Origin of the sequence: Oscillatoria sp. FACHB-1407, from assembly GCF_014697545.1 — a bacterium.
In the GTDB taxonomy this organism is placed as follows: Bacteria; Cyanobacteriota; Cyanobacteriia; order Elainellales; family Elainellaceae; genus FACHB-1407.
In genome coordinates, this window is sequence record NZ_JACJSA010000001.1 from 1 (window position 1) to 12,591 (window position 12,591).

Consider the following 12,591-nt stretch of genomic DNA (forward strand, 5'->3'; position numbering starts at 1 on the left):
CAAGCTGGAATTGCGGGACGTTTTCTTGACCCGCTTTTGCTTCAGCTTTTCCACCTCTGCCCGAAGCGTTTGCAGTTCCTGCCACAGCCCTTTAATCAGGGCATCCTTTTCGGCGTGGCTCAGTCCATCGAGTGGGGGCAATTCCTTCATAGCAAAAGCTTACCATCTTCTGTCAAAGCTGGGCTCAGGTCAACCCAGTTGAGCAATTACGTCCCCCTTGGTAAGGGGGACGGCGACAGCCGGGGGTTAGTAGCAACAGATCTGAAACACTACCGAAAATAAAAACCCCCGAAATCGGGGGTCTGCTCATGTCTTAAGCGGAGAGCGTTACAGTATAAGCATCTCGAATCCCCGGCATCTTGGTGATCTCTGCCAAAATGCCTTCTGGCAGGGGATCATCCAAACTCAACACCATCACGGCATCGCCTCGAACGATCTTGCGTCCGACTTGCATACTGGCGATATTGACGTTGTAGCTACCCAGCATGGAACCGATTTTGCCGATGATCCCCGGCATATCACGGTGTAGGGTAAACAACATGAAGCGACTGGGTGGAACGTTGATGGGGAAATCGTTGATGTTGGTTACCCGAATTTCGCCATCCCCCAACAATGCTCCTGTAACGGAGTGATCGCCCAGAGGTCCCTTTGCTGACAAGCGCAACGATCCAGTGTAGTCACGAACGGTTGCGTCACGGGTTTCAACCACACGAATGCCCCGTTCCTTTGCCTCAATGCTGGCGTTGACATAGTTCACCCGTTCCTGCAACGCATGGGAGAGCAATCCTTTAAGAGCCGCAACGACAACAGGTTGACTTTCGTTGGTGGCTAACTCCCCTTGCAGACGAATGTTTAACGACTCGACTCTTCCACCAGCTAGCTGGCTAACCAGATTACCCAGGGTTTCTGCCAGTTGCAGATAGGGGCGCAATTTTTCCAGAAGGTCGGGACGCAGCCCAGGAATGTTGACCGCCGAACGGGCAGGCAACCCCAATAAAACGTCACGAATCTGTTCTGCGACATCGATCGCCACGTTGACCTGTGCCTCTTCGGTGGATGCGCCTAAGTGGGGAGTCAGAACGATTTCCTTACCAAGCGATCGCAAATTCGATTCGCCCAGAGGTTCTGTCTCATAGACATCCAGGGCAGCACCTGCAATTTTGCCGGATTTCAGGGCTTCTGCCAGTGCATCTTCGTCGATGATGCCACCACGGGCACAGTTGATGATGCGAGCGGTGGGCTTCATTTTGGCGAAGGCATCGGCATTGAGCAGGTGAAGCGTCTCAGCCGTTTTTGGAAGGTGCAGGGTGATGTAGTCCGATTCACGGAACAGAAAATCTAACTCGACCAGTTGACAGCCCAACTGTTCAGCCCGCTCGTTTGAGAGGAAGGGATCGTATGCCAACAAACGCATCCCCATGGCACGAGCGATCGTGGCAACATGAGCACCAATTTTGCCCAAACCCACGATCCCCAGTGTTTTCTTATAAACTTCAACACCCGTAAAGCTTTTGCGATCCCACTGACCGCTTTTCACGGATTGGTTGGCATCGGGAATGTAGCGCGACATAGACAACATCATCGCGACGGCATGTTCTGCGGCGGCGACGGTGTTTCCTTCGGGCGAGTTGACCACCAAAATGCCACGGCGAGTTGCTGATGGAACGTCTACGTTATCAACTCCCACTCCGGCTCGACCGATGATTTTTAATTGTGTTCCTGCATCAATCACCTCTTTGGTGACGCGAGTTCCAGAACGAATCATGAGTGCGTCGTATTCTGGAATGATTTGCACCAGTTGCTCATTCGTCAAGTTGGTTTTTACATCAACTTGAGCCACTTGGGAAAGAATATCGATGCCAACTTGATCAATTGGATCAGAAACGAGAACCTTGGACATGGTAAGTCGGTTGAGTCAATGAAAGGGAGTTGCAGCTAATTTTTATATTGCAGCGATCGCTAGGGCAGCGCAAAACCGAATGTTTGTCCAGACCCAAACACGAACGGTCGGGCTGAAATTGCCACAGTAGGTCATTTTACTTCATTGATGTGACGCACCCGCAGGAATCGTAGAAAGTTTTTGGGTTTTGTTTCCTGAATTGAGTGGCGATCGCTGTCAATAGGTAAGCATACGGTGTCAAGGATTCGACCTATGGGCGATCTATCTCTGTTAGCTGCCAGTCTGTTGCATCATAGCTCCGTTGCTAAAGAATACACTCCGCCAAATCTAGCGATCGCTGCCATTAAATCCATCCCTTCGGGAGGTGAAACCGGGCAGACAGTTGTCGTAGATGCCATGGCTACCACTGCCACCCATTCCCCCGAATTTAGTTCTGTGGGTTCAGGGCAGGCTGATCCCGGCACCTCGTCCTCGTCAGCCCAACCCGTTGTGCCTCAACCCAGACTTCAACCAGTGGCAAGTCCGGCAGAAGATAGGATTGCCCAAATCGTACCTTTAACCCAACGGCAATCCTCCCAGAGAATCCAGAACATCACATCCCCGACCCGGATTGCCCCAGCGATCCCTCAGACCTCAATCCTGCAACCGCCTGTCTGGGTTGAACCGTCTACCCTACCCACTCCAGACTTTAGTGCTCCCAATCCAACAACGGTTTCTCCGAGTACCCTCCGACCCCGATCGGGTAGCCAACTCTATCGTCAACGAGTCGTTGCTTTGAGATCTGGACGTACCTACACCCGCCTACCTGCCAATAGTTTTTGGGAGAGTTGGTCACAGGCGACTCAGCAACCCACCTATGAGCAATGGGTCAGTTTGTTAGCTCAGGAAGCCGGGGCAATGGCACGGGGACAAGGCTCTAATCGGTTGACAATTTTATTGGGCGACTCGTTGTACCTGTGGTATCCATCAGAGCAATTGGCAGGCGATCGCTTTTGGCTCAACCAGGGCATTTCGGGCGACACCACAGCGGGCGTGCTTAGACGTTTGTCTGCCTTTGCCAATACTCGACCAGATACGATTCATGTGATGGTGGGCATTAACGATTTGCGGCGAGGCGCGACCGATGCCGAAGTCATCAACAACTCACGCCAGATCATGCGCCAACTGCGACGCAATCACCCCAACGCCGAAATTATCATCCACTCCATTTTGCCGACTCGTCTCGCCGCGATTCCTAGCAGTCGCATTCACCGAATTAACACCACCATTGCGGCGATCGCCAAACAGGAACGAGTCGATTACCTCGATTTGCTCGGTTACTTTGCCGATGCTCAAGGGGATTTGCGCCGCGATTTGACCACCGATGGCTTACACCTCAACCCACGCGGGTATGCAACGTGGCAGTGGGCGATGGCAAATGGATGAGGGAAAAAGGGGCGATCGCTTGATGTAGCCGTAGCCACCATTGGGGCGGAGGCGAGTCAGAAGGCTCCCCCAGAATCCGGGTTGGAGCCATTGCCTTTGCCCTGAGCTTTCTGACCAAAGCTATCATAAATCCGCAAATGGTAAGGGCGGGTTTAGTAGACCAATCTGTGCCCTGCACTGGATTTGAAGGCAAAACCTGCCCCTGCCAAATATCGGACTTATTTGATTTCCCTTCCTTAGTACAACTCGTCGTAAATAGGGGTGGGAATTTGGGGTGCAGGGGTGAAACCCCTGGCGGGGAGTACAGCCCCCACACCCCCCTGATTTTATTTCCAAACCCTATCTGTGAATAGCAGTACTTAGCAGTTGGTGTATTAGAGCAAGCTAAGCTCTAACCAATGTAGACGTAAGGCATCAACTCGGAGATCGACCACCAGTCGTTGTCGTCTCTGAAGGGGAAGCCCGTCACTTCTTGCTGGTTCATCGTCCAGTGGGGATGAGCGAATCCGAAGTGAGAATGCAGCGCGTGATCGGTGTTGGCGTGAATCAGGCGTAAGCGTCCGTTATTGCTCCATACACCACCGCCAGCTTCCAATTCAATTCGCCAGTTGTCATTGCCATCCCCATTGCCGTTATCGCCAAAGCAAGTTACTTCCTGCTGTTGAGTAATGGGTGAAGCAATGCCACCGTGGCTATGCAAGTTACGACGTGTCAGAACGTGTTCTAACCGAATGATGTCCCCATGTTGCACGGGTTGCCCTAATTTGTAGTGGTTGGGTGTGCCGTCGGGTCCTTTGATCAGCCACAGATCGTTGTCATCTTCCCACTCATAAGCGGTAACCTGCTGCTGTCCGGAGGAACCGGGATGTCCATAGTTATGCGGGTGGGAGTGCAAATTGCGAACAGTTGCCCAATGCCGCAGTTTAATCGTGCTACCGTAGGTGACGGCTGTGCTGGGTGTGCTATCAGGGACCTGACTGATGCGATAGCGAATGGTGTAATCCCAGGTAGACCAACCCAAAATGCCAGCGTAGCGATCGCCTTTACAACGCCACTCACGTAATTCTGTACCTGTTGCGCCGACGGGAACATCGACTGCCAGTTGACCCAGGTTATCGTCATGGTCACGGCTAGCAAAGAAATCAACAGCTTTAACTCCAACCCGCAACAAGGTCGCCGCAATTTTAGCTGGATCAGGATCTTGAGGGTTGCCAGGTTGCGAAGGTTGGTGCGGGTCACGGGGCAATTTATCCAATTCGTTAGCAATTTGATTGGAAATCCGCTGCACCCATTCACCATGTTTTGCCCAATCCTTTGCTGCATCCTCATCCCAAGCCGTTAAGCCGAGGTGAACTGACTTACTATTGGGCACCTGAGCATCAAAAATAACGCGGCGATCGGGATGAAAATAACGAGTTTGGCGATCGTTAATCCACATGCGATTAGTGAGTACTGGTTGAGATTGTCTGCCATCTGAAACACCACCTGTTAAATACAACGTGTCTGCTCCAGTTACGTCTTCGGTGTTGTTGCAGTAAACATCCAGTAACTCGATACGAACTCGCATAAGTGTCTCCTAATGAAGTGAAGATTTTCTTGATGAGAGCTTCACATGACATCAAACGATTTCCGAATAAATGTGGTTTTTAACACCAAAAAAAGATCTGGCATAGTTTCTAGCAGACAAGCTTGAGAGAACTATTCTGAGGTGAAATAACCTGTTTAATGGTGGTTTGAAGGCTGTTGCAACAAGATAATTAGACCGATGAAAAACCTCAATCTTCATAGTGTTAGAAATCGTAAGTCAGCCAGTTTAGCAACTGCCACACTATCAAACTGAATGCTTGAAGTCGTTTAACAGAGAGCGTTTGAGCCTTCAGCGGGGCTAATGCATCTATGGTTAATTTTGTCTACCTACCCTGGCACTATTTCAAAGTGATACCAATTTGAATTGGCTTCGCCGCCCATGATTCCGTAAGGGCGTTTCGCGAAACGCCCCTCCCCAGGGATCTGCCACAATCAAACATTAAATCGGTATGACTACGTTCAAGCTCGACATTCTGATACAAGAGGGCTGAACGGAATTGAAATCCGCAAAATCAGACGGTTTAATTTAACCCTCCTACTTCCCAGTGCTTAACAGCTTCTTTAATAAGCAATGAAGGAGATAAATTTTTTGCTATAAATTGGCACAAACCGATTACACGATGAATCTGGCGAAGCAGAATAAAACATGTTTTTATCCCAGCCATCTTCCTTCAGCTTATTGCAGGCTTCAGAAACACTGGAGCGAATTTTGCTGCAAAACATTGTGCCCTTCTGGTATCCACAAACGCTTGATAGACAGGAGGGTGGTTATCGGTTGAATCATGACCTTCAGAGCCAATATCAAGGAGCGTCAGAGAAATATTTAGTGTCCCAGGCACGCACTCTCTGGTTCTTTTCCCGCCTGAGCAACAGTCCCTATGGCACGGATGATCATCGTAAGGCTGCACAGCATGGATATCAATTTCTACGCGATCGCCTCTGGGATAAAGAGTACGGTGGCTTTTATTGGATAGTTGATGCTTCCGGTGCAACTCCACTTCAAATTGGTAAACATCTGTACGGTCAGGCGTTTGCGCTGTATGCCTTATCTGAATATGCGATCGCGTCACAAGACACAACTGCTTTAGAGCTTGCTAACCAGCTTTTTACTTGCTTAGAACAGTATGCCTATGATGCTCAACACGGTGGATATCGAGAATGCTTTCAGCGTGATTGGCAACCTATGTCTACCAAAATTGGCTATCTAGGTGTTCCTCCAACATTCAAATTGTTGAATACCCATTTGCATCTCTTAGAGGCATTCACAATCTACTACAGCGTGACTCAAGATGTGAATGTCCACAAGCGATTAATGGAATTGATCGTAATTACTAGCAATGCAGTTGTTCGCAAACAAATTGGTGTATGCACCGATCAGCATCATCTGGACTGGACACCTGTCAATAGCCGAGAGAACCAGCAGGTTTCCTATGGTCACATGCTGGAAACAGTTTGGTTGTTGGCGATCGCCTGCCAAACCGTAGAACTGTCTAACCATCCTTTGCTTGATCTCTACCGTTCATTCTTCCGATACGCACTGCAATATGGGTGCGATCGTCGTCGTGGTGGTTTTTATGAATCTGGATATTACAATACATCTGCCAATCAACGTAAAAAAATCTGGTGGGTTCAGGCAGAGTGCTTAGTTGCAGCCCTACAGATGTACCAGTTGACGAAAGAAGACCTTTATCTCCAATGTTTCTACCGGACATTAGATTGGATTGTTAAATATCAGGTGGATTGGCAGCAAGGGGAGTGGTATATGGAAATTTTACCGAATGGACAACCTTCAGGATGTAAAGCTGGAGCCTGGAAAGCCCCTTATCACAATGGACGCGCCATGTTGCAATGTCTGGCATTGTTAACAGATCTGTAGAGCGATTAATCTCTTTTACAGGATGAAGCTTGCGTTCACATCGTGCAGTCAACGTATAAAATTTTTGTAAATCCTGTCAATTCTACTGACACAGCGATAATTAGAAGTTAACTTAGATTTAACTTATAGCCCTACGCATATGCATTAGGACATAAGGGGGTGTGGGGGCTGCGCCCCCAGCCAGGGGTTCCACCGTTCGGCTAAGCTCACGACGAAGCCCCTGCATCCCAAATTTCCACCCTTATTTACGACGAGTTGTACTGAGCTTCTTAAGAAGGCGTCTGATTAGAAAGACACTCGATCAAAGTAAGCTACAGAACTCAACTCATACATTTCAGGGTCTTTAAAGTCATAACGATTGCTTTATATCAATCCTTTTGGATTTTGAACGGGGTGCAGGAGCTTCGACGTAAGCTTCAGGGGTTTGGTTGGCTCATCGAAAGCCTGGACGGCAAAACCTCAGGCTTGGGTCAAAGCCTCCATCCCTCGCTTCCGAATCATGTGTAAACGCTGTAGTGCTAATTTTTAGGTCTTCCCAGCTACTGTTGGGATTTCCCTAAAGTCTTTTCACAGTCCTCATTCTATTTACCAAGAGGCATCACCCCATGACTACTCCAACCTTCAAAATTAATAGCCCAACGATTGTACAAGAAACCATTGATGGTGAAGTTGTCATCGTCAACCTGGCTCAAGGCTCCTATTACAGCCTGTTAGACACCGCAACTGATATCTGGAGCGGTATTGAACAAGGTTTATCTCAACCTGCAATCGTTAACAAGTTGTTGCAGCTATATGATGTTCAACCTGATGTCGCTGAAACTACCGTTCAAACTTTTCTGCAACAGCTTCAAACTGAGGAAATCATTGTTCCTGATGCCAACTCCAATGGTGCTCAAGTAGAAGAATTAGTTGCTCAACCCAATGTTGTAAAAACCGCATTTAAGGCACCTGTTTTAAGCAAGTACACTGACATGGAAGAGTTACTTGCTCTCGATCCAATTCATGATGTAGATGAAATGGGTTGGCCTAATGCTCAAGTCGATACCGCCGCTTAGGCGATCGCCAGCTTTATCCAGTAGCCATCATGAATACTGACAAAATCCCGACGGCAGAGGTCTTAGCAAAAGCCAACCCGCCAGAGTTTTTCGACCAGATTTATGCGTCTTTTCAACAAGCAGCCGTCCATGTTGGAGAGACGGTTGAGCGTTTCTACAAACTGGCAGGCTTTACCATCCGGTTAAGGTTTGCAGGTCATGCTTTAGTCTCTCCATTAACCTCTGCGTTAGCCCATTTACCGCAATCAACAGAGAAGCCAGACCTGACAATCTGCATCTGGGATAGCACCTCTACGCAGACTCCGATTCCACCTCCACCATGGCAGGGAGGACAACTGCAACAACGTGGAGAAATTTTAGGATTCAATACCGATCGCTTTTTGACCGCTTTTCAGTGGGGGTCAAACGCGCTGAGTTTGCTGGATCTTCAGGAGAATTTGGGGATTTTCTGGGTCAATAACGCGCAACTACTCCCGTATTGGGAGAGTGGCTCACCCTTGAGAACCATTTTGCATAGTTGGTTGAGTCAACGACAGGTGCAAATGGTTCATGCAGGAGCCGTTGGTTTATCGACGGGGGGTGTATTGTTAGTGGGCAAAGGTGGATCAGGCAAATCTACCACAGCCCTTTGCTGCCTTGACTCCGATCTGCTTTATGCAGGAGATGATTATGTTGCCATTACCCCCCAACCTGCGCCTCAAGTCTATAGCCTTTACAACACAGGTAAGAAACGAGCCAACGATATCGATCGCCTGCCAAGCTTAAAACCCATCATTACCAATCAAGAGCGGCTAGAAACAGAAAAAGCTCTTTATTTCTTGTATGAGCATTTTCCAGAGCGGATCATTGCTGGCTTTCCGCTCAAGGCGATTCTGATCCCTCGAATCACAGGCGGATTAGATACCTCACTCACACCTGTGTCTATGGTGACAGCCCTGACCGCTCTGGTTCCTAGCACGATCAAGCAACTCCCTAACGCAGGTCAAGCCGCTTGTCATTTGATTACTCAAGTTGTTCAGATGACTCCCTGTTATTCCCTCAATTTAGGGACAGATCTGCAACAAATTCCTCGCGTTATTTTAACTCTCCTGGAAGATATCCATGGCTCTGAATCAACCGCTTGTTAGTGTGATTATTCCGGTTTATAACGGGGCTGATTTTCTAGCGGGAGCGATCGCTGAAGTTCAGGCACAAAACTACGAGCCGTTAGAAATCATTGTGGTGGATGATGGCTCAACGGATAACACACGGGCGATCGCCCAACTGTTTCAGCCTAGTGTGCGCTATTTGTATCAGGAAAACCAGGGTCCGGCAGCAGCACGTAACTACGGCATCCGGTCTGCACAAGGAACGATCTTAGGTTTTTTAGATGTGGATGATGCCTGGTCTACTGACAAATTAAGGACGCAAGTTCAATATCTGATAGATCACCCGACAGTTGAAATTGTGCAGGGATTGATTCAACAGATGGAGTTAGTTGAAGACCGTGAAACAGGAAAAACAACGTTTGTAGCTGTTCACTCACCCTACAACTACATCAATTTGGGCAGTGCCCTTTATCGAAAATCAGTCTTTGAAACCGTTGGCTTATTTGATGAAAGTATGAGATATGGCGAGGATGTAGACTGGTTTTTTCGAGCCTGGGAAAACGGTATTTCTAAAGCTCTGATCCATCAAGTTGGGCTTTTTTATCGCAAGCATCGCCACAATATGACGGAGGGAAAACGGTTAGTAGAGGTTGGATTTGTCAAAATTTTCAAGAAACATTTAGATCGTTATCGGCAAAGCGGTCGAGATGTCAATCAAACACACGCTAGAGGTCCGAGTATTTCTCAATATATTGGAATGCCTCCGAATAGTTACAGCGTTTAGATAGAAATCAGGGATCGGCTATATAGCGATCCTATTTGATTTACAAACAATTCGTGAGCCTATAAATAAATTGGTATTTCAATGAATATTGCACCTCAAGTCAGTGTAGTTATCCCGGTTAAAAATGGCGAACGCTATTTGCGAACAGCAATCGAAAGCGTTCTCAATCAGACCTACTCCGCCTCCGAAATCATTGTTGTGGACGATCAATCCACTGATGACACATTGAACATTGCCCAGTCCTACACCAATGTTCAATGTGTTGCTGGTCCTGGATTAGGAAGTGCGGCGGCTTACAACCAGGGAATTACCGCTGCAACTGGGGAACTGATTGCTTTTCTCGATCATGATGACTACTGGGCTTCTGACAAACTGGCAGTTCAAATCAGCTATCTGATAAGCCATCCGGAGGTGCAATATGCGATCGCTGAGATGCAACTGTTTCTAGAGCCAGGGCATCCAATTCCACCCGGACTCAGACCAGAACTGTTAGAAAAACCCGTTGTGGCTCCTTTGCCAGGAACTCTGATGGCACGAAAAACAGTGTTTGAGCAGGTAGGTTTGTTTAACCCAACTCTCAACACGGCTGAGGATGTTGACTGGTTTGCCCGATGTCACGATGCCCAAATTGTTGGAGCGACCATTCCCCAGGTGCTTCTCCACAAGCGAGTTCATCAGACAAACCTGTCTTTTAATGCAACGAACAACAACCAAAACCTCTTGAAGGTTTTAAGAGCATCGATTCAGCGAAAACGACAGCTGCAACAGGAGTCATGAACCAATGATGCCATCTTCTCCATTCGTCAGTGTGATTATTCCGGTTTACAATGGCGATCGCTATCTGAGTGAGGCGATTGAAAGCGTCCTACAGCAGACCTATCAGTCGTTTGAAGTAATTGTGGTTGACGATGGCTCCACCGACAATACAGCGACCGTTGCACAGCAATTTGGAGACACGATTCGCTATCTGTATCAAGAAAATGGGGGAACCGCTGCTGCCCGAAACACAGGAATCCAGATGGCTCAAGGTGATTTTTTGGCTTTCTTAGATGCAGATGATCTCTGGCTAGAGCATAAACTCGCCGTTCAAGTGCGTGCCTTTGCAGAACAACCAACACTTGACCTTGTTTCTGGTCAGGTTGAACAGTTCTTTAGCCCAGACCTCCCCCCCGATGTGCAAGCAACGCTTCACTGTCCTTCTGATCCGATTCCAGGTTGCATTCCTTCGGCTCTTTTAATCAAACGGCAGGCATTTGACCGAGTAGGAAATTTTTCTACCGTCTGGAAAGTAGCAGAGTTTCCAGATTGGTATGCTCGCGCAACGGAGACAGGGCTTGTCACTCACACTCTTGCCGATGTTGTTGCTAAACGACGTATACACGCAACCAATAAGGGAATTCAGCATAAGCAGACGGCTCAACTAGAGTATGTTCGGATTCTGAAAGCCGCACTCGATCGCAAACGGGCTAACCAGTCATCCCACGAACCAACCCACTAGTGTTGCGAACACAAAGTTCTGCAATGTAGGGGGTTTGGGGGCGAAGCCCCCAAGAAGGGGTTTCACCCCTTCACCCCTTTCAAAACTTATTTTTTGCTGTACTAGGTTAACCAGTTACTATGCCTGACACTATCACACTCCCTCCAGATTCCCATCAGTTGCTTCTCAAAGCTGCCTGCTGTTCCAATCAAGTGGGCCTTAAAGCTTGGCAAGAATGGCAGGGGCAGGTAGACATCGAGCAATTAGACTCAGAATCCTATCGGCTGCTGCCCCTACTTTACAAGAATCTTGCTACAAACCAGATTCAGAGCCATGAGATGACACGGCTTCAGGGAGTTTATCGACGACACTGGTATAGTAATCAGCTGAGGATTCGGGAACTCACCGATATTTTGCAAGCATTTGAGACGGCAAATATCCGCTGCTGTGTTGCAGGAGATGCCGCACTGTTGCCCTACTACGGCTCTGATTTGGGAATGCGTCCGATCGACCAATTAGATGTTGTAGTTGCGCCTCAAGACGGACTCAAGGCTATTCAAGTTTTAGCCAGGTTAAATTGGCATGCCAGGGTTGAACTTACAGATTCTTTTATGGCACTCCATTCCAAAATTGGACTGTGGAATGCTTCGCATCAGCTTCTGCACCTGCATTGGCGAATGTTTGGCAGTGATGTATCCGCTGCCCAGGACGATGGGTTTTGGCAAACAGCAGCAGTTGTGTCACTGAACCAAAACTCCATTCGCACACTCAATCCCATTGCTCAAATTCTCCACATTTGTACCCGCATTACCGCTGCTGATGGGGCGATCGCACCCCTTTGGATAGCAGATTTTGCAAAAGTGGTGAGTTTTAACCCATCTGAAAACTTCTGGGAATCATTGATTCAGGCTGCATCTAAGGCTCGCCTCATGTTACCTCTACGACAGCTGATCAATGCTGGAGCGACTATTCTGGAGCCCCTTCCGGCTTCTCATATTAACCGTATCCAATCCGTACCTCTCTCGCCGTTAGAGTGGCTAGAGCAGCAATTTGGCGGAGTATTGGGGCGATCGCCCCTTTCCAGGTATTTTCAGTATCTCAGACAGGCAGACTCCAGTCAGGGAGGGGCAAATCCTTCGGTGATGAGTCTGCTCCACTATTACCAGCAATCGTGGGGATTAAAGCAACCCTGGGAGGTTCCGCTTCACGGGGTGGTTCGGCTCGTTCGTTTTGCGTGGAGCGTTCGTAGCCTAAAAGTTAAATCGTAAGGATTATGAATTACAGCTTTGGTCAGAAAGCTTAAAGCAAAAGCAATAGCTCAAACCCTGATGCTGGGGAGGCTTTCTGACTTGCCTCCGCCCCACCGAATGTGGCTACAGCTAGATCTCTCACAGATGTT

The 12,591-nt window shown here is 48.3% G+C and carries 11 protein-coding genes; 8 read left to right on the forward strand and 3 right to left on the reverse strand.

Translation table 11 applies throughout. The features are described from left to right. Window positions 1-313 precede the first annotated feature (313 nt). The gene (gene serA, locus H6G89_RS00010) at window positions 314-1,900 is read right to left on the reverse strand and encodes a phosphoglycerate dehydrogenase (RefSeq protein ID WP_190502921.1); all 1,587 of its coding nucleotides are present in this window, start codon (window positions 1,898-1,900) and stop codon (window positions 314-316) included. Window positions 1,901-2,152: 252 nt separating this feature from the next. Between serA and H6G89_RS00015 the strand changes: the two genes are divergently transcribed. After that, window positions 2,153-3,325 (forward strand): GDSL-type esterase/lipase family protein, encoded by a 1,173-nt coding sequence (locus tag H6G89_RS00015; RefSeq protein WP_242059762.1) that lies wholly within the window; start codon window positions 2,153-2,155, stop codon window positions 3,323-3,325. Here the strand turns inward: H6G89_RS00015 and H6G89_RS00020 are convergent. Both H6G89_RS00020 and H6G89_RS00025 read right to left on the reverse strand, forming a co-directional pair. Further along, a complete protein-coding gene (locus H6G89_RS00020) occupies window positions 3,276-3,443 on the reverse strand; it encodes a hypothetical protein (protein WP_190502923.1) in 168 nt (55 codons plus the stop codon). The genes H6G89_RS00015 and H6G89_RS00020 overlap by 50 nt on opposite strands. A gap of 273 nt (window positions 3,444-3,716) precedes the next feature. Beyond that, entirely contained in the window at window positions 3,717-4,892 is a 1,176-nt protein-coding gene (locus H6G89_RS00025; RefSeq protein WP_190502925.1) for an MIR domain-containing protein, read from the reverse strand. A 666-nt stretch (window positions 4,893-5,558) separates the two neighbouring features. Between H6G89_RS00025 and H6G89_RS00030 the strand changes: the two genes are divergently transcribed. The 7 genes from H6G89_RS00030 to H6G89_RS00060 all read left to right on the forward strand — a co-directional run bounded on the left by H6G89_RS00030 (window position 5,559) and on the right by H6G89_RS00060 (window position 12,460). Further along, a complete protein-coding gene (locus H6G89_RS00030) occupies window positions 5,559-6,788 on the forward strand; it encodes an AGE family epimerase/isomerase (protein ID WP_190502927.1) in 1,230 nt (409 codons plus the stop codon). Between the two features lie 605 nt (window positions 6,789-7,393). Continuing rightward, on the forward strand, window positions 7,394-7,843 hold the full coding sequence (locus tag H6G89_RS00035) for a PqqD family protein (RefSeq protein ID WP_190502929.1): 450 nt from the start codon (window positions 7,394-7,396) through the stop codon (window positions 7,841-7,843). A gap of 29 nt (window positions 7,844-7,872) precedes the next feature. Beyond that, a complete protein-coding gene (locus H6G89_RS00040) occupies window positions 7,873-8,970 on the forward strand; it encodes a serine kinase (RefSeq protein ID WP_190502931.1) in 1,098 nt (365 codons plus the stop codon). Continuing rightward, window positions 8,945-9,715 carry a glycosyltransferase family 2 protein gene (locus tag H6G89_RS00045; RefSeq protein ID WP_190502934.1) on the forward strand — a complete coding sequence of 257 codons (771 nt, stop codon included), beginning with the start codon at window positions 8,945-8,947 and terminating at the stop codon, window positions 9,713-9,715. The genes H6G89_RS00040 and H6G89_RS00045 overlap by 26 nt, the downstream gene beginning before the upstream one ends. Before the next feature lie 81 nt (window positions 9,716-9,796). Continuing rightward, window positions 9,797-10,492: a glycosyltransferase gene (locus tag H6G89_RS00050; protein ID WP_190502936.1), complete on the forward strand. Its 696-nt coding sequence runs from the start codon at window positions 9,797-9,799 to the stop codon at window positions 10,490-10,492. 4 nt (window positions 10,493-10,496) lie between these two features. Continuing rightward, window positions 10,497-11,213 (forward strand): glycosyltransferase family 2 protein, encoded by a 717-nt coding sequence (locus tag H6G89_RS00055; protein ID WP_190502938.1) that lies wholly within the window; start codon window positions 10,497-10,499, stop codon window positions 11,211-11,213. A 119-nt stretch (window positions 11,214-11,332) separates the two neighbouring features. After that, window positions 11,333-12,460, forward strand: coding sequence for a nucleotidyltransferase family protein (locus H6G89_RS00060; protein ID WP_190502940.1), 1,128 nt, complete (start codon window positions 11,333-11,335; stop codon window positions 12,458-12,460). The last annotated feature ends 131 nt before the right edge of the window (window positions 12,461-12,591 follow it).

Bases quoted from the DNA above. Each gene is read 5' to 3' on its own strand.
- H6G89_RS00035 (WP_190502929.1), top strand. From the start codon at position 7,394: ATGACTACTCCAACCTTCAAAATTAATAGCCCAACGATTGTACAAGAA.
- H6G89_RS00040 (WP_190502931.1), top strand. From the start codon at position 7,873: ATGAATACTGACAAAATCCCGACGGCAGAGGTCTTAGCAAAAGCCAAC.
- H6G89_RS00060 (WP_190502940.1), top strand. From the start codon at position 11,333: ATGCCTGACACTATCACACTCCCTCCAGATTCCCATCAGTTGCTTCTC.
- H6G89_RS00025 (WP_190502925.1), bottom strand. From the start codon at position 4,892: ATGCGAGTTCGTATCGAGTTACTGGATGTTTACTGCAACAACACCGAA.
- serA (WP_190502921.1), bottom strand. From the start codon at position 1,900: ATGTCCAAGGTTCTCGTTTCTGATCCAATTGATCAAGTTGGCATCGAT.
- H6G89_RS00045 (WP_190502934.1), top strand. From the start codon at position 8,945: ATGGCTCTGAATCAACCGCTTGTTAGTGTGATTATTCCGGTTTATAAC.
- H6G89_RS00030 (WP_190502927.1), top strand. From the start codon at position 5,559: ATGTTTTTATCCCAGCCATCTTCCTTCAGCTTATTGCAGGCTTCAGAA.
- H6G89_RS00055 (WP_190502938.1), top strand. From the start codon at position 10,497: ATGATGCCATCTTCTCCATTCGTCAGTGTGATTATTCCGGTTTACAAT.
- H6G89_RS00015 (WP_242059762.1), top strand. From the start codon at position 2,153: ATGGGCGATCTATCTCTGTTAGCTGCCAGTCTGTTGCATCATAGCTCC.
- H6G89_RS00050 (WP_190502936.1), top strand. From the start codon at position 9,797: ATGAATATTGCACCTCAAGTCAGTGTAGTTATCCCGGTTAAAAATGGC.